This window comes from Streptomyces sp. NPDC001933, from assembly GCF_042890955.1.
In the GTDB taxonomy this organism is placed as follows: Bacteria; Actinomycetota; Actinomycetes; order Streptomycetales; family Streptomycetaceae; genus Streptomyces.
In genome coordinates, this window is the sequence record NZ_JBIASS010000007.1 from 164078 (window position 1) to 180751 (window position 16674).

Annotated in this window: 14 protein-coding genes; 7 read left to right on the forward strand and 7 right to left on the reverse strand. The window is 72.0% G+C overall.

The window, feature by feature from the left end; translation table 11 throughout:
• Nucleotides 1–8: 8 nt before the first annotated feature.
• The 5 genes from ACFYY7_RS19395 to ACFYY7_RS19415 all read left to right on the forward strand — a co-directional run bounded on the left by ACFYY7_RS19395 (nt 9) and on the right by ACFYY7_RS19415 (nt 4809).
• Entirely contained in the window at nt 9–1643 is a 1635-nt protein-coding gene (locus ACFYY7_RS19395; RefSeq protein WP_388662898.1) for a penicillin-binding transpeptidase domain-containing protein, read from the forward strand.
• A 60-nt stretch (nt 1644–1703) separates the two neighbouring features.
• A complete protein-coding gene (locus ACFYY7_RS19400) occupies nt 1704–2201 on the forward strand; it encodes a YbaK/EbsC family protein (protein WP_388662899.1) in 498 nt (165 codons plus the stop codon).
• Nucleotides 2198–3049, forward strand: coding sequence for an EamA family transporter (locus tag ACFYY7_RS19405; protein WP_388662901.1), 852 nt, complete (start codon nt 2198–2200; stop codon nt 3047–3049). The genes ACFYY7_RS19400 and ACFYY7_RS19405 overlap by 4 nt, the downstream gene beginning before the upstream one ends.
• 160 nt (nt 3050–3209) lie before the next feature.
• Nucleotides 3210–3797, forward strand: coding sequence for an RICIN domain-containing protein (locus ACFYY7_RS19410; protein WP_388662903.1), 588 nt, complete (start codon nt 3210–3212; stop codon nt 3795–3797).
• A gap of 199 nt (nt 3798–3996) precedes the next feature.
• Nucleotides 3997–4809, forward strand: a complete 813-nt coding sequence (locus ACFYY7_RS19415) for an aminoglycoside phosphotransferase (RefSeq protein ID WP_388662905.1) — start codon at nt 3997–3999, stop codon at nt 4807–4809.
• A 39-nt stretch (nt 4810–4848) separates the two neighbouring features.
• On the opposite strand, the gene ACFYY7_RS19420 is transcribed toward ACFYY7_RS19415, so the two are convergent.
• From ACFYY7_RS19420 to ACFYY7_RS19440, 5 genes are all read right to left on the reverse strand, one after another.
• Nucleotides 4849–5649, reverse strand: coding sequence for an SDR family NAD(P)-dependent oxidoreductase (locus tag ACFYY7_RS19420; protein ID WP_388662907.1), 801 nt, complete (start codon nt 5647–5649; stop codon nt 4849–4851).
• A complete protein-coding gene (locus ACFYY7_RS19425; RefSeq protein ID WP_388663226.1) occupies nt 5646–6815 on the reverse strand; it encodes a serine hydrolase domain-containing protein in 1170 nt (389 codons plus the stop codon). The genes ACFYY7_RS19420 and ACFYY7_RS19425 overlap by 4 nt, the downstream gene beginning before the upstream one ends.
• Before the next feature lie 77 nt (nt 6816–6892).
• Entirely contained in the window at nt 6893–7669 is a 777-nt protein-coding gene (locus tag ACFYY7_RS19430) for an energy-coupling factor ABC transporter ATP-binding protein (RefSeq protein WP_388662908.1), read from the reverse strand.
• Nucleotides 7666–8427: a cobalt ECF transporter T component CbiQ gene (cbiQ, locus tag ACFYY7_RS19435; RefSeq protein WP_376622784.1), complete on the reverse strand. Its 762-nt coding sequence runs from the start codon at nt 8425–8427 to the stop codon at nt 7666–7668. Before cbiQ ends, ACFYY7_RS19430 begins: the two co-directional genes overlap by 4 nt.
• Nucleotide 8428: 1 nt before the next feature.
• A complete protein-coding gene (locus tag ACFYY7_RS19440; protein ID WP_388662910.1) occupies nt 8429–9481 on the reverse strand; it encodes an energy-coupling factor ABC transporter permease in 1053 nt (350 codons plus the stop codon).
• A gap of 208 nt (nt 9482–9689) precedes the next feature.
• Here ACFYY7_RS19440 and ACFYY7_RS19445 point away from each other — a divergent pair, with 208 nt between their 5' ends.
• The gene (locus tag ACFYY7_RS19445; protein WP_388662912.1) at nt 9690–10040 is read left to right on the forward strand and encodes an SsgA family sporulation/cell division regulator; all 351 of its coding nucleotides are present in this window, start codon (nt 9690–9692) and stop codon (nt 10038–10040) included.
• Nucleotides 10041–10188: 148 nt separating this feature from the next.
• On the opposite strand, the gene ACFYY7_RS19450 is transcribed toward ACFYY7_RS19445, so the two are convergent.
• Both ACFYY7_RS19450 and ACFYY7_RS19455 read right to left on the reverse strand, forming a co-directional pair.
• Complete coding sequence (locus ACFYY7_RS19450; protein ID WP_388662914.1) at nt 10189–12423, reverse strand: MMPL family transporter; 2235 nt, start codon at nt 12421–12423, stop codon at nt 10189–10191.
• Nucleotides 12424–12559: 136 nt separating this feature from the next.
• The gene (locus ACFYY7_RS19455) at nt 12560–13132 is read right to left on the reverse strand and encodes a TetR/AcrR family transcriptional regulator (RefSeq protein WP_388662916.1); all 573 of its coding nucleotides are present in this window, start codon (nt 13130–13132) and stop codon (nt 12560–12562) included.
• 176 nt (nt 13133–13308) lie between these two features.
• Between ACFYY7_RS19455 and ACFYY7_RS19460 the strand changes: the two genes are divergently transcribed.
• Nucleotides 13309–16599 (forward strand): S41 family peptidase, encoded by a 3291-nt coding sequence (locus ACFYY7_RS19460; protein ID WP_388662918.1) that lies wholly within the window; start codon nt 13309–13311, stop codon nt 16597–16599.
• The last annotated feature ends 75 nt before the right edge of the window (nt 16600–16674 follow it).

Below are 16674 nucleotides of genomic sequence, written 5' to 3' on the forward strand. Positions count from 1 at the left end.
CTGCAGCGATGCGCAGTGGAGCGAAGGTTGCGATAGTCGGCGGAGTGTTCGCGGTCGTGGTCGGCGGGGTGGGGTACGGGGCGTACAACATCCTGGACGGGCTGGGCGGCGGCGGAGACGGTACGGAGAGCAAGTCCGCCACCACCGAGGTGAAGACGGGCCCGGTCACCAAGGCGGAGATCGACGACGCGTCGAAGAAGTTCCTCAAGGCGTGGGCGGACGGCGACGCGGACGTCGCGTCCCAGCTCACCAACAACGCGGCCGAGGCCGGACCGGCTCTCACCGGCTACCGCGAGACCGCCCATGTCACCGAGGCGGTGATCACCCCGGGCCCGGCGGTCGGCGCGAAGGTGCCGTACACGGTGAAGGCGACCGTCTCCTTCGAGGGCAGGTCCAAGCCCTGGTCGTACTCCTCCGAGCTGACCGTGGTGCGCGGACTGACCACCGGCAGGCCCCTGGTGGACTGGGCGCCCGCCGTGATCCACCCGGACCTGACGGACGGCGCGTCGCTCCGGACCGGGGAGGCCGCGGCCCCGTCGATCGACGCCGTCGACCGCAACGGCAGGCCGCTGACCAAGGAGAAGTACCCCTCGCTGGGCTCGATCCTGGACGCGCTGCGCGAGAAGTACGGCGAGAAGGCCGGCGGCACCGCGGGCATCGAGACCGTGATCGAGAGCGCGGACGCGGGCAGCCCCGACAAGACCCTGCTCACCCTCACCAAGGGCCGGCCGGGCAAGCTGCGGACCACCCTGGACGCCAATGCCCAGGCGGCGGCCGAGACGGCCGTCAAGAAGTTCAGCCAGGCGTCCGTCGTCGCGGTCCAGCCGTCCACGGGCGCGATCCGCGCGGTCGCCAACAACCCGGCCACCGGCTTCAACGCGGCGATGCAGGGCAAGCAGGCCCCCGGTTCGACGATGAAGATCGTGACGGCGGCGATGCTGATCGAGAAGGGGCTCGCCTCGGCCGATCAGAAGATCGAGTGCCCGCCGACCGCGACGTACTACGGCCGCACCTTCAAGAACCTGGAAGACTTCTCGATCCCCAGCGGCACCCTGACGACCAGCTTCGCCCGGTCCTGCAACACGGCCTTCATCAAGCTGATCGACGACACGAAGGACGACGCGGCGCTCGCCAAGGAGGCCCGCGAGGTCTTCGGCATCGGCCTCGACTGGCAGACCGGCGTCGTCTCCTCCGACGGCAGCGTGCCCGAGGAGACCCAGGGCGAGGCGGCCGCACAGTACATCGGCCAGGGCACGGTCCAGATGAACGCCCTCAACATGGCCTCCATCACCGCCACCGCGAGGACCGGCACCTTCCGCCAGCCGGTCATCGTGGACCGCGAACTCGACGGCCGCCCGATCGCCACCGCCGCCCGCTCCCTGCCCGTGTACGTCTCCCAGCAGCTCACCAACATGATGCGCCAGACCGCGAGTTGGGGAACCGGCAAGAACGCGATGGCCTCGGTCGGCGGCGACAAGGGCGCCAAGACCGGCTCGGCGGAGGTGGACGGCCAGGCCACGTCCAACAGCTGGTTCACCGGCTTCAGCAACGACCTGGCCGCCGCCGCGGTCGTCCAGGCCGGCGGCCACGGCGGCGACGCGGCGGGCCCGGTGGTGGCGGCGGTGCTGCGGGCCGGGTCCTGAGACGGACCCCGCGCGCAACCACGTCGCGTGCCCCGTACGACGTTCGCTAGCGTGCGGGGCATGAGCACTCCTGACACCACCGCCGCCGAAGCCCACCCCCGATTCGCCGAGGCCCTGCGGGAGCTGGGCCTCGATGTCGAGGTCCGCCGGTTCCCGGAGGCCACTCGTACCGCCGCCGAGGCCGCCGCCGCGATCGGCTGCGAGCTCAGCGAGATCGTCAAGTCCCTGATCTTCGAGGCCGACGGCGTCCCGGTGCTGGTCCTGATGGACGGCTCCTCGCGCGTCGACGTGGAGCTCGTACGCGCGGAACTGGGCGCCGGAAAGGTCAAGCGGGCCGGGGCCGAACTGGTCCGGGAGACGACCGGTTACGCGATCGGGGGCGTGCCGCCCTTCGGGCACCGTACGAGGACCCGGGTGCTGGCCGACCGCGGACTGCTGGACCACGACGTGATGTGGGCGGCGGCGGGCACCCCGCACACCGTCTTCCCGCTCGACCCCAAGTCACTGATCGGGCATGCCGGCGGCACCGTGGTGGACGTGCGCGAGCAGTCGAAGTGACACCGCTGGTCGCCTTCGCGGTCCTGGTCGCGGCGGTCACGCACGCGAGCTGGAACGCGATCGCGCACGCGATCAAGGACCAGCTCCTCTCCTTCACCCTGATCTCCGGCGGCGGGCTGCTGATCGGCGCGGCCGGCGCCTGCTTCGTGCCGTTCCCGGCCGCCGGGGCCTGGCCGTATCTGCTGGTCTCGGCCGGGCTCCATGTGGCGTACATGCTGCTGCTGATGCGTTCGTTCACCCTGGGCGACTTCGGGCAGATGTATCCGATCGCCCGGGGTACGGCCCCGCTGGTGGTGACGGTCCTCGCCGCGGTCTTCGTCGGCGAGCACCCGGACGGCTGGGCCACGGCCGGGGTAGCGGTGGCGTCGGCGGGGCTCCTCGGGCTGGCCCTCTGGGGCATCCGGGGTTCCGGCAGGCGCCCCGACTGGCCGGCCCTGCTGGCCGCCCTCGCGACCGGTCTGGCCATCGCCGGGTACACCACGGTGGACGGCGTCGGGGTGCGCGCCTCGGGCACCTCGCTCGGTTACATCGCCTGGCTGATGATCCTGGAGGGGCTGGCCATCCCGGCCTACGCGCTGTACCGGCGCCGGGGCGAACTCGTGGAGCAGCTGCGGCCGTTCGCCGCGCGCGGGCTGCTGGGTGCGGCGCTTTCGGTGACGGCGTACGGCCTCGTCCTGTGGGCCCAGACGCGGGCGGCACTGGCCCCGATCGCGGCCCTGCGGGAGTCGTCGATCATCGTCGGAGCGGCCATCGGGACGCTGTTCTTCAAGGAGCGGTTCGGCGCACCGCGCATCGCGGCGGCCGGGCTGATGGTCGTCGGCATCGGGCTGATGCTGCACACGAGTTGAGCGGCGGGCGGCCCTCTCGGGAGGGCGGTCCGGCGGGAGGGACCGATGGGGTGAAAAGGCTCCGGCACGTCCGGGCACGATCGCTTCGGCGGGGGGCCGGACTGCTTGGATGCGCAGGTCTCGCACTCGCGGACATCCATGCACCGAAAGGGACACCCCCATGTCCAAGCGCAGTCATGCCGCAAGGGTTCTCGCCTCGGCCGTGCTCGCCGCGGCTGCCGTCACGGCGGCCGGCGCGGCACCTGCCTCCGCCGCCCCCACTCCCGACACCGACTTGATCAACAAGATGGACGGGAGCCGTCTGGCGCTGCTCAACAACAGCACCGGCGAGGGCGCCACCGCCATCACCCTGCGCGACCCCGCGTGGAACTACAGCACCGAGCGGTGGGAGCGTGACTCGTCCGCCTGGCAGGCTGACGCCCCCAACACCTACACGGTCGTTCTCAGGAACGAGGCCGCGAACAAGTGCCTCCAGCCCAGCGCCGCGACGCCGCAGCGGGGGACCACGGTCGTCGTACGGACCTGTGACGGCTCGCGGCTGCAGAAGTGGAGCATGTACCCCGAAAAGGTCGGTGACAGCTACACGGGCTGGTGGATGTACCGGCCCATGGTCGACAAGGACCTCGCCCTCAGCCTGAACAGGTACAACGACGGCAGCTGGGGCACGCTCCACCTGAACATCGCACAGCCCAGCTCCGACCGGCTGTGGCGCAGGGCGGACAACGACGCCCCCGTGGCCAACGGCTGAGGACCCGGGCGGGGCGGGCGGCCTGTTCGCCGCCCGCCCCGTGCATCGCTGCGGCCGGGCCGATGATCGTCGGCATCGGGCCGATGCCGCACGCGAGTTGAGCGGGACGCGGGCGGGGCGGGCCACCCCTCGCACGGGAACGTGACCCCCGGCCCCTGATGTGTCACGTTCCTTTCGCACCCCACCTATACTCCGCGCCATGCCGAGGAAGAACTGGGGCGAACTGCCCGAAGAAGTCCACACGGCCATCCGCGAACAGACCGGACCGATCAGAAGAGTCGAGCCGGTCGCGAGCGGGTTCAGCAGTCAGTTCGTGGCCACCCTGGACACCGCCGGGGGCCGGGTCTTCGTCAAGGGAATGCTCCGGGACCACCCGCTCGCGTGGACGCAGCGGCGCGAGGCGGCCGTCAATCCGTACGTCACCCCGGTCGGGCCGAGGGTGTTGTGGCGGACCACGACCGACGGCTGGGACCTGCTCGGCTTCGAGTACCTCACCGGCCGCAGCGCCGACTACGCACCGGGCTCCGCGGATCTGCCCCTGGTCGTGGAGGCCCTGACGGCGCTGGGGCAGCTGCCGCACCCCGGCGCCGGGGCCGAGGCCGAGGACGCCGTGGAGCGCTTCGGCGGCCATCTCGACGACCCCGCCGACGCGGCGCTGTTCGCCGGTACGGCGCTGCTGCACACCGACTGGTTCTACACCAACGTGCACATCACCGGCAGAGGTGACGGCGCCCGCGTCATCGACTGGGCGTGGGCGACCCGTGGCGCCGCCTGGATCGACCCGGCGTGCTGGGTCGTCTGGCTCGGCTTCGCCGGGCACGACCCGTACGGGGCGGAGCAGTGGGCCGCCAAGGTCCCGGCCTGGTCCACCGCGTCCGCCCGCGAGCTGGATCTGATCGCCGTCGCCCTGCGGGGCTACTGGCAGGACATGGCGGATGAGCACCCCAACGAGTGGACGCGCCGGCTGCTGGACTCGGCGAACCGGTGGGCGGCGTACCGGCTGGGGTGCTGACGCGGACGCCCCGCATCGCGGACCCGAGCGGTACTGCGGCTACTCTCCCGAAACCGCGTCCCGGAACCCGTAGTTCGTCGCCGTGAGTCCGCCGTCCACGCGCAGCGTCGTCCCCGTGATCCAGGCCGCGTCGCGCGAGGCGAGGAAGGCGACGGCGGACGCGATGTCCTCCGGCTCGCCGACCCGGCCGAGCGGGTAGAGGGCGCTCACCCGGGTCAGTTCGGCGTCGCGGCCCGCCCAGGCGTCCGTGCGGATGGTGCCGGGGGCGACCAGGTTGACGCGTACGCCGCGCGGGCCCGCGTGGCCGGCCAGGGTGCGGGTCAGGCCGGCCAGGCCCGCCTTGGCCGCGCTGTAGCCGTGGTTGCCGAAGTCCTGCTCGCCGTTGACCGAGCCGATGTTGACGATCGCGCCCCGGCCGGAGGCCACCAGGTGCGGGAGGGCGGCGCGGGCGCAGCGGTAGGGGCCGGTGAGGGTGACGTCCAGGTCGCGCTGCCACGCCTCGTCCGGCTCGTCCTCGAAGAGCGGGGCGTCGGTGGAGCAGGCGTACGCGTTGTTCACCAGCACGTCCAGGGAGCCGAAGGCGGCGACGGCGTGGGCCACGGCCGCCTCGACCGCCGCCCGGTCGGCCACGTCGCAGGGCAGCGGCTCGGCGGTGCCGCCCGCCTCGCGTATCGCGGCGGCGGTGCGCTCCGCGCGGTCGCCGTCCAGGTCGGTGACCAGGACGCGGGCGCCCTCCGAGGCCAGTCGGCGGGCCGTGGCCGCGCCGATGCCCCGGCCCGCGCCGGTGATGAGTACGCCGTATCCGTCGAACCGCGGACCAGCAGAGCCTTGAGGAGTCATATCGCCGACCGTACTGCCCTGACCAGGGCCTGGGCACGGGGATCGGCGGTGACTCCCTTCTGCAGACCGTTCGTCACATAGCCCAGGGCGATGCCGGATTCGGGGTCGGCGAATCCGAGAGAGCCGCCCCGGCCGGGGTGGCCGAAGGAGCCGGGGGCGAGCAGCGGGGCCGCCGGGCCGTGCAGCATGTGGCCGAGGCCGAAGCGGGTGTTGACGACCAGGACCCGGTCGGGGCCCGCCGACTCCTCGGTGCGGGCCAGGGTGAGGGTGGCCGGGGCGAACAGGCGGTGGCCGTCGACCGGGCCGATCATCGCGGCGTAGCAGCGGGCCAGCGCGCGGGCGGTGGCGATGCCGTTGGAGGCGGGGAGTTCGGCCGCCCGGTAGCCGGGGTCGTTCTCGTCGGGGAGCGGGTCGATGGCCCCGAAGGCGCGGCGAGTGAGGGACTGCGGGTCGCGGTAGGCCTCGCTGACCGAGCGCTTGGGGCGCAGCCGCAGGACGCCGCCGTTGCCGCCGTCGCCCGCGGCGGGCGGCTCCGCCGGGCCGATCCGGCCCACCCGGTGCGCCTCGTCCGCCGGGAGGCCGAACCAGAAGTCCAGGCCGAGCGGGCGGGCGATCTCCTCGGCGATCCAGCGGCCGACGGTGCGGCCGGTGACCCGGCGCACCAGTTCGCCGATGAGCCAGCTGTAGGTCTGGGCGTGGTAGCCGTGGTCGGTGCCGGGCTCCCACTGGGGGCGCTGGGCGGCGACGGCCTGCGGCCCGCTGGTCCCGTCGGCCGCTTCGGAGGGGGTCAGCGGGCAGTCGAGCGCGGGGATGCCGGCCCGGTGGGCGAGGAGGTGGCGCACGAGTACGCGTTCCTTGCCTGCCGCCTTGAACTCCGGCCAGTACGTGCCGACGGGGGCGTCCAGGTCGAGCTGGCCGCGCTGGTGCAGCAGCAGCGGTACGGCGGCGGCGATGCCCTTGCCCGCCGAGCGGACGATCTGCACGGTGTCGACGGCCCAGGGTTCGACGCCGTCGACGTCTCTCGTACCGGCCCAGAGGTCGACGACCTTGTGCCCGTCCCGGTAGACCGCGACGGCCGCGCCGCGTTCGCCGCGCTGCTCGAAGTTACGGATGAAAGCATCCCGGACCGGTTCGAATCCGGGCGCCACCGTGCCCCGTACGTCCACGCCTGCTCCTGCGCTCCCGCTCATCCCCCCATGGTGCATCCCGTCGCAGGTCGCGGGTATGGCGGGTCACCCCATGTTCACAGTCGCGGAACATCCGGCGTGACGGAGCGCGGGTCGAAGCCGAAGGGCAGTTCCAGGCGGTGCTCGCGCATCAGCTTCTCGTCGCAGAGCAGGTCCTGGGTGCGGTCGTCGGCGGCGATGACGCCCTCGCTGAGGATCACCGCGCGCGGGCAGAGCTCCAGTGCGTACGGCAGGTCGTGCGTGACCATGAGCACGGTGACGTCCAGGGACCGCAGGATGTCGGCGAGCTCGCGCCGCGAGGCCGGGTCCAGGTTGGAGGACGGCTCGTCCAGGACGAGGATCTCCGGCCGCATGGCGAGGACGGTGGCGACGGCGACGCGGCGGCGCTGGCCGAAGGAGAGGTGGTGCGGCGGCCGGTTCGCGTACTCCGCCATGCCGACCTGTTTCAGCGCCTCGGTGACGCGTTCCTCCAGTTCGGCGCCGCGCAACCCGGAGGCGGCGGGGCCGAAGGCGACGTCCTCGCGGACGGTGGGCATGAAGAGCTGGTCGTCGGGGTCCTGGAAGACGATGCCGACGCGGCGGCGGATCTCGGCGAGGTTGCGCTTCTCGACGGGGAGGCCCGCGACCCGGACGGCACCCGCCCCGGCGTCGAGGATGCCGTTGAGGTGGAGCACGAGGGTGGTCTTGCCGGCGCCGTTCGGGCCGAGCAGGGCGACGCGTTCGCCCCGGGCGACCGTGAGGTCCACCCCGAAGAGCGCCTGGTGGCCGTCGGGGTAGGCGTAGGCGAGGCCGCTGACTTCCAGGGACGGCGCGGGGGCCGAGGGCTGGCTCATAGGGTCCATCCCAGCAGACAGATCGCGAGGGCCAGCACGGGGAGTACGGCGGCGTGGGCCCACTGGGTCCGGGAGGCGGTCACCTCGTCGATGACCGGCATGGAGCCGGCGTAGCCGCGGCTGACCATGGCGAGGTGGACGCGTTCGCCGCGCTCGTACGACCGGATGAACAGGGCGCCCGCCGATTTGGCCAGCACCCCCCACTGCCGTACGCCGCGCGCCTCGAAGCCGCGGGAGCGCCGGGCGATGGACATCCGGCGCATCTCGTCGGTGATCACATCGCCGTACCGGATCATGAAGGAGGCGATCTGGACGAGCAGCGGCGGAAGCTTGAGCCGCTGGAGTCCGAGCAGCAGCGAGCGCAGTTCGGTGGTGGAGGCCAGGAGCACGGACGCGGCGACGCCGAGGGTGCCCTTGGCGAGGACGTTCCAGGCGCCCCAGAGGCCGGGCACGCTGACGGAGAGGCCGAGTACGTGGGTCTGCTCGCCGGGCACCACGAACGGCATGAGCAGCGCGAACGCGACGAACGGCACCTCGATGAGCAGCCGCTTGAGCAGGAAGCCCGCCGGGATGCGGGCGTACGCGGCGACCGCGCCGAGCAGCACCGCGTACAGCGCGAACGCCCACATCGACTCGCGCGGCGTCGAGACGACGACCACGACGAAGCAGAAGGCGGCGGCGATCTTGCAGTGCGGCGGCAGGTCGTGGATCGGTGAGTGGCCGTGCCGGTAGAGCTTGTGCGCGTGACCCGCGCCCATGTCAGACGGATTCCTTCTCGGGCGCGGGGGCGTCCGGTGTGCGACGGCGACGGACCACGTAGAAGACTCCGCTGCCGACCACGATGGTGGCGCCGACGCCGATCACTCCGGCGAGGCCGCCGGAGAGCCTGGCGTCGGAGACGTCCTTGACGCCGTAGTCGGCGAGCGGGGAGTCCTTGGCCGCGTGCTCCTCGGTCTTCTTGTCGATGCCCTGGTCGGCGGCGACCTTCTCCAGGCCGTCCGGGTTGGCGGAGGCGTAGTAGGAGACGAAGCCCGCCAGGACGAGGGCGGTGACCAGGCCGGCGGCCCAGATCCCGCGGTGGGACCGGGCGGCGACGGCCGGGGCGGCCGGCTGCGGGGCGGGGGCGTCGACGAGTTCGCCGTCGACCCGGAGCTTGAGCGAGGAGGTCAGTCCGCGGGCGCCGTGCACCAGGTCGGGGCGTACGGCGATGACGGCGCCGACGGTCAGCGCGGTGATCACGGCCTCGCCGATGCCTATCAGGACGTGGACCCCGACCATCGCGGTGAAGACCTTGCCGATCGGGATGTCGGTGGTGCCGCCGATCCAGTAGATCAGCGTGAAGGCGCAGGCCGCGGCCGGTACGGAGACCAGGGCGGCGACGAAGGACGCGACGGTCACGGAGCGGCGGGTCCTCGGCAGCACCCCGAGCAGCCCGCGGAAGAGGGCGTACGCGACGACGGTGGTCACGATGCCCATGTCGAGCACGTTCACGCCGAGCGCGGTGAGGCCGCCGTCGGCGAAGAGGATGCCCTGCATGAGCAGGACGACGGTCACGCAGAGCACGCCGGTGTACGGCCCGACCAGGATCGCGGCCAGCGCCCCGCCCAGCAGATGCCCGCTGGTGCCGGCCGCGACCGGGAAGTTCAGCATCTGCACGGCGAAGATGAACGCGGCGACGAGACCGGCGAGCGGCGCGGTGCGCTCGTCCAGCTCGCGCCGGGCACCCCGCAGGCTGACGGCGACCGCACCCGCGGCGACGACTCCGGCGGCGGCGGAGACGGGCGCGTTGATGAATCCGTCGGGTACATGCATGGGGGCTCCGCTTCCTGCGGTCCAGCGTCGCCGCGGACGATGACAGTGATGGTGAAGATGTCGTGAACCGCTCAATGATAGGGCCTTGTTGCGAAGTCCTCGCAAGAGCGACTGCATCACAACTGCGCGTCCGGACCGCCCGCCGTGCCCCTTGAGGAAAATATGGGACATTGGATGACGAAGCAGTACGCACAGGAGGAGTCGTCCCATGCCCCCCGTGATCCATGAGCAGGCAGAGGCCTGGCTCGTCAACGACACCGACGACCTCCCGGCCGTCCCGGTCGACCTGCTGTACGACGCCGACAAGGACCCGCGCACCGTCCACGTCGCCTTCCCCGGCGGCGACGAGTGGACGTTCGGCCGCGATCTGCTGGAGGGCGGGCTGCGCGCCCCCACCGAGCGCGGCGGCATCCGCGTGTGGCCCTGCGGACGGACGCAGCTGGTCGTGGAGAACCACTCGGCGGACGGCGTCGAGGTGGTGCAGTTCGACAGTGCGCCGCTGATCCGCTTTCTGCACCGTACGCACGCCGGGAACACCAAGCCCCCCACGCACGCCTGACGGAATACCCGCATGACGGAAGCCCCCGTGCCACTGGCTCGCACGGGGGCTTCCGTCATCGCCCCGGCCCCCCGTCCCCACAGGTAACCGGCGCTTCCGGGGCCGCGCTCCGCTCGGACGCGGACCCCGGAGGCTCTTACGGCTCGGCTCAGACCCGGGTCAGCTCGCGCTCGCCCCCGGTGTCACCTCCGGGCGTCTCGTCGAGCTGCTCGCGCAGCCCCTCGCCCTCCACGTCCACGTTCGGCAGGATCCGGTCCAGCCAGCGCGGCAGCGACCAGGCGCGGTGGCCGAGCAGGGCCAGGACCGCGGGCACGATCGCCATCCGGACCACGAACGCGTCGAAGAAGACGGCGATGGCGAGCGAGAAGCCGATCATCTTGACCATCTGCTCGCTGGAGCCGATGAAGCCGGAGAAGACCGCCATCATGATCACGGCCGCGGCCGTGACAACCCGGGCGCCGTGCCGGAAGCCGGTGACGATCGCCTGGCCGGGCTTCTCGCCGTGCACGTACGCCTCGCGCATCCGGGTCACGAGGAAGACCTCGTAGTCCATCGCGAGGCCGAAGACCACGCCCACCATGAAGATCGGCATCATCGACATGATCGGACCGGTCTGCTCCACCCCGAAGAGCGAGCCGAGCCAGCCCCACTGGAAGACCGCAACGACCGCGCCCAGGGCCGCGACGACCGAGAGCAGGAAGCCCAGGGCCGCCTTCAGCGGCACCAGCACCGAGCGGAAGACCACCATCAGGAGCAGGAAGGCCAGGCCGACGACGAGCGCCAGGTACGGCAGCAGCGCGTCGTTCATCTTCTGCGAGAAGTCGATGTTCATCGCGGTGGAACCGGTGACCAGGACCTCGGCCCCGGTGTCGGACTTGATGTCCTCGCCCGCGTCCCGGATCGAGTGGACCACGTTCTCCGTGTCGACGGAGCTCGGCCGGTCCTTCGGGACGACCGTGATCATCGCGGTGTCGCCGGCCTTGTTGAACTGGGCCGGGGTGACGGCGGCGACGCCCTTGATGCCGGAGATCTCGTCGGAGACCTGCTTGGCGGCGGCCTTGCCGTCGGAGCTGTCCGCGGTGTCGACGACGACCATCAGCGGCCCGTTGAAGCCGGGGCCGAAGCCCTCGGAGAGCAGGTCGTAGGCGCGCCGCTGGGTGGTGCTGGTGGGCTGGGAGCCGTCGTCGGGCAGGCCCATCTCCAGGGACGTGGCCGGTACGGCGACCGTGCCGAGGCCGATGACGCCGACCAGCAGCACCCACACCGGCTTGCGGAGCACGAACCGCGCCCAGCGGGTGCCCATGTTCGGCTTGTCCTCGGCCCCGCCCGGGGTCCCGGCCCCGTCCGTCGCCCCGGCGGTCTTGCGCGTCCTGCGTCCCATGACCCGCTTGCCCGCGAAGCCCAGCACCGCCGGGACCAGGGTGAGCGCGATGAGTACGGCGATGGCGACCGTGCCGGCCGCGGCGAAGCCCATCTTCGACAGCATCGGGATGTTCACGACGGCGAGGCCGACCAGCGCGATGACGACGGTGAGACCGGCGAAGACGACCGCGGAACCGGCCGTGCCGACGGCCCGTCCGGCCGCTTCCTCGCACTCCCGGCCCTCGGCCAGCTCGGCGCGGTAGCGGGAGACGATGAACAGCGCGTAGTCGATGCCGACCGCGAGGCCGATCATCATCGCGAGGATGGATGTGGTGGAGCCCAGGTCCAGCACGTTCGCCAGAGCGGTGATCGTCGAGACTCCGATGCCGACCCCGATCAGGGCGGTGAGCAGCGGCAGCCCGGCGGCGATCAGCGAGCCGAAGGTGATGACCAGCACCACCGCGGCGATGGCGACACCGATGATCTCGGTGGCCCCGGTCTCCGGGATCACCATGAGCGCGTCACCGCCGATCTCCACGGTCATCCCGCTCTTCTGCGCCGCGTGGCCCGCGTCCTCCAGGGCCTCCCGGGTCGCGTCGGTCAGCTCCATCGAGCTGACCTCGTAGGAGACCGAGACGTACGCCGTGGAGCCGTTCTTGCTGACGGCACCGGCGGTGTACGGGTCGGTGACCGAGGCGATCTGGTCGGAGCCCGACTTCAGCTCGCCGATGACCTTGTTCACCTCGGCCTTGTTCGCCGGGTCGGTCATCTTCTCGTCGCCGGGGGCCTTGAAGACGACCCGGGCGCTCGCACCGTCGGCACTGGCCCCGGGGAAGCGCTGTTCCAGCAGGTCGAAGGCGCGCTGCGCCTCCGTACCCGGAATAGAGAAGGAGCTGGAGGTGGCGGTGGACGCGGAGGCCGCGCCGACTCCGGCGAGCGCCAGCAGTGCCACCCAGATCAGGGCGACATAGCGGCGGCGCCGGAAGGCGAGCCGTCCGAGCTTGTAGAGGAATGTGGCCACGGAGGGGTACTCCCGGGTCAGGTCGTGAGTGGAAATGGGCGCGAGGAACCAGCCCGACGACGAGAGCGGCGTGTCAGGTGGAGCTTGGGGAGGGGGCGGTGCGACGGGGACGGACCGCGCGGGGCGGTCCGGGAAGTCAGACTCCGAGGGCGGGGAAGACCACGGATTCGACGTAATCGGTGAGGAACGCCTGGTCGACCGAGCGGTCCTCGACCAGCTGCCGGGCGGCGAAAGCGCCGATCAGCATGTGCGAGACGTATTTCAGCGCCGGATTGTCCGGACGCACCTCGCCCCGGTCCACGGCTCGGCGCAGCAGCAGGTCGAGGCCGGTCATCTCCGGCTCGATCAGCAGGTCGCGCAGGGCCTGGTGCAGATCGGGATTCTCGTGAATGGCATGGCTCAGGCCCCGCATCAGCGCGGAGTCCTTCTCCATCTGGCAGTCGTCGGAACGGTGCACCGCGGCGCGGAAGTCGCCGCGCAACGACCCGGTGTCGATCTCTTCGAGGGACACCGGCGTGTTGTGCCGCAGGGCCTTGACGACCAGCTCCGGCTTGCTCCCCCACTGGCGGTAGAGGGTGGCCTTGCTGGAACGGGTGCGGGCGGCGACGGCGTCCATGGTCAGGGCGTCGTAACCGACCTCGCGGAGCAGGTCGAGCACGGCGGCGTACAGCTCGCTCTCGCGCTCGGGTGTGAGCCGGGTGCGTGCCACGTGTCGACCTCCTGTTCGGGTTCTCGTACGCCAGTCAATCGAACGAAACTGTTTCGTACACATCGACGATACCCCCGCCCGCCCAGCGAAACGAAATCGTTTCGCTTGTGTTCCGCACCACAACTGGTACCGCACCACGAGTTGCCGGGGCCCTCCCACGCGGAAAGCATTGGAGGGTGAGTGACGACGTCGCGTATCTCCGTTTCCCGCACCTCCACGACGACCTGCTCTGCTTCGCGGCCGAGGACGACCTCTGGGTCGCCCCCCTCGCGCCCGAGGGAGAGCGGCCCGGCCGCGCCTGGCGGCTGACCATCGACCGGACCCGGGTCAGCCACCCGCGCTTCTCCCCCGACGGGAGCCGCATCGCGTACACGACCTGGCGCACCCTGGATCCCGAGATCCATCTCGCGCCGGTGGACGGCGGCCCGGCCCGCCGGCTCACCTACTGGGGCTCGACGGACACCCGGGTCTGCGGCTGGACCCCCGACCCCCCGGACGCCGCCCACATCCTCGCCGTGTCCTCGCACAACCAGCCGTTCTCGCACATCTCCTGGGCCTACAGCGTCCCCACCGACGGCAGCCCCGGCGGCAAGCTGCCCTGGGGCCCGGTCGCCGACATCGCGGTCGCCGACATCGACGGCGAACGGCGCACCCTGCTCCTCACCGGCACCCCGCCGCACGAACCGGCCGCCTGGAAGCGGTACCGGGGCGGCGCGACCGGCCGGCTCTGGCTGCACGGCAAGCGGCTGCTCCCCGACATCGGCGGCCATCTCGCCTCACCCATGTTCGTCGGCGGCCGGATCGCGTTCCTCTCCGACCACGAGGGCGTCGGCAACCTCTACTCCTGCCACCCCGACGGCACCGACCTGCGCCGCCACACCGACCACGACGCCTTCTACGCCCGGCACGCCTCCAGCGACGGGCACAGGGTCGTCTACCAGTGCGCGGGCGACCTGTGGCTGGTGGACGACCTGGCCTCGCCGGACGCGGTGCCGCGCAAGCTGGAGGTCCGGCTCGGCGGGCCGCGCACCGGACGGCGCGTCCACCAGGTCCCGGCCGCCAGCAACGTCGACTCGCTCTCCGTGGACGAGACGGGCCGGGCCAGCGCCGTCACCGTACGCGGCAGCCTGTACTGGCTCACCCACCGCGACGGCCCCGCCCGCACCATCGCCGACACCCCGGGCGTCCGCGTCAGGATGCCCGAGATGCTCGGCAGCGGCGGCCAGGTCGCGTACGTCACCGACGCCGAGGGCGAGGACGCCATCGAGATCGCGTACCTGCCGCGCGCCAGCGGCGACCGCGAGCCGCGCCGACTGGCCTCCGGGAAGCTCGGCAGGGTGCAGGAGCTGATCGCCGACCCGGACGGCGAACGCCTCGCCATCGCGACGAACGACGGGCGGCTGCTGCTCCTGGACACCGACGAGGAGACCTCCACCGGCGAACCCGCCGAGCTGATCCGCTCCATCAACGGCCCGGTCCGCGACCTGGCGTTCTCCCCGGACGGCGCCTGGCTGACCTGGTCGCACCCCGGCATCGGCCGCTCGCTGCGCCAGATCAAGCTGGCCCGCATCCTGGGCACCGGGGCACCCGTGATCGTCGACGTCACCAACGGCCGCTTCGAGGACGAGAACCCGGTCTTCACGGGCGACGGCCGCTATCTCGCCTTCCTGTCCTGGCGCGGCTTCGACCCGGTGTACGACGTCCACACCGGCGACCTCTCCTTCCCGCTCGGCTGCCGCCCGTACCTGGTGCCGCTCTCCTCCGCCACGCCCTCCCCGTTCGCCCTCTCCCCGGAGGGCCGTCCGGCGGCGGGCGGTCTCGACCCGGCCGACGACACCGCCGACATCGGCACGGGCGAGGGCCCGTCGACGGTCACCGTCGAGTTCGAGGGCCTGGAGAGCCGGGTGACGCCCTTCCCGGTCTCCGCGTCCAAGTACTCGGCCCTGCACCCGGTGAGCGGCGGCGGGCTGGTCTGGCTGCGCTGGCCGATCTCCGGCGCGCTCGGCGAGACCTTCGCCAACCCGGCCGACATGTCGGGCCGCCCCACCCTCGAACACTTCAACATCACCAAGGCCAGGAAGACCGAACTGGTCCCCCATCTCGACTGGTTCGCGGTCAGCGGCGACGCGACCCGGCTGGTCGTCATGGACGAGGGCGAGCTGCGCGCCGTCCCCGCCACCGAGACCGGCGACAGCGACAGCACCGTCTACCTGGACCTGCGCCGCATCCTGCACGAGGTCGACCCGGCGGCGGAGTGGCGGCAGGCGTACGAGGAGGGCGGCCGCATCATCCGCTCCTACTTCTGGGACCCGGACATGTGCGGCATCGACTGGACGGCGGTGCTCGACCAGTACCGCCCGCTGGTCGAACGGGTCGCCTCCCCCGACGAGTTCGCCGACCTGATGCGCGAGGTCCTGGGCGAACTCGGCACCTCGCACGCGTACGTGACCCCGGCCCGCCGCAACGAGGGCCCGCCGCACTACCAGCGGGCGATCGGCCTGCTCGGCGCGAACCTGGTGTGCCGGGACGGCGAGTGGATGATCCGGCGCATCCTGCCGGGCGACTCCTCCGACTCCAAGGCCCGTTCCCCGCTGGCCGGTACGGGCATCCGGGAGGGCGCGGTCCTCACCCATGTCGACGGCCGCCCCGTCGACCCGGTGGCCGGCCCGTACCCGCTCCTCACCGCGGCGGGAGGCACCACCGTGGAGCTCACCTTCCGTCCGGCGGGGGGCGAGGGCCGCTCCCGCCGGGTCGCCGTCGTACCGCTGGTCGACGAACGGCCGCTGCGCTACCAGGACTGGGTGGCCAAACGCCGGGAAGTCGTACGGGAGTTGAGCGGCGGCAAGTGCGGCTACCTGCACATCCCCGACATGGGCGGATCGGGCTGGGCCCAGTTCAACCGGGACCTGCGCATGGAGGTGTCCCGCCCGGCCCTGATCGTCGACGTGCGCGGCAACGCGGGCGGTCACATCAGCGAGCTGGTCGTCGAGAAGCTGACCCGCACCATCCTCGGCTGGGACCTGACCCGCAACGCCCAGCCCGTCAGCTACGCCTCCAACGCCCCGCGCGGCCCCGTGGTCGCCCTGGCCGACGAGGCGACCTCCTCCGACGGCGACATGATCACCGCCGCGTTCCGCCTGCTGAAGCTCGGCCCGGTGGTGGGCCAGCGGACCTGGGGCGGCGTGGTCGGCATGACCGGCCGGACCCGGCTGGGCGACGGCACGGTGATCACGGTGCCGATGAACGCGGCCTGGTTCGACACCTACGGCTGGTCGGTCGAGAACCACGGCGTCGAACCGGACCTGGAGGCGCTGCGCACCCCCCTGGACTGGGCGGAGGGACGGTACGCGGTGCTGGACGACGCGGTGCGGGTGGCCCTGGACCTGCTGGCCGCCCAGCCGGCCGCGTCCCCGCCGACGTACGACGACGTCCCCGACCGGCGACGCCCGCCACTGCCGCCCAGGTAGTCACGGGCACGGGCGGCACACCGGTCGCGTCGCAGATGAACGAGACGCCCGCCGGCCTGAACCAGGCCGACGGGC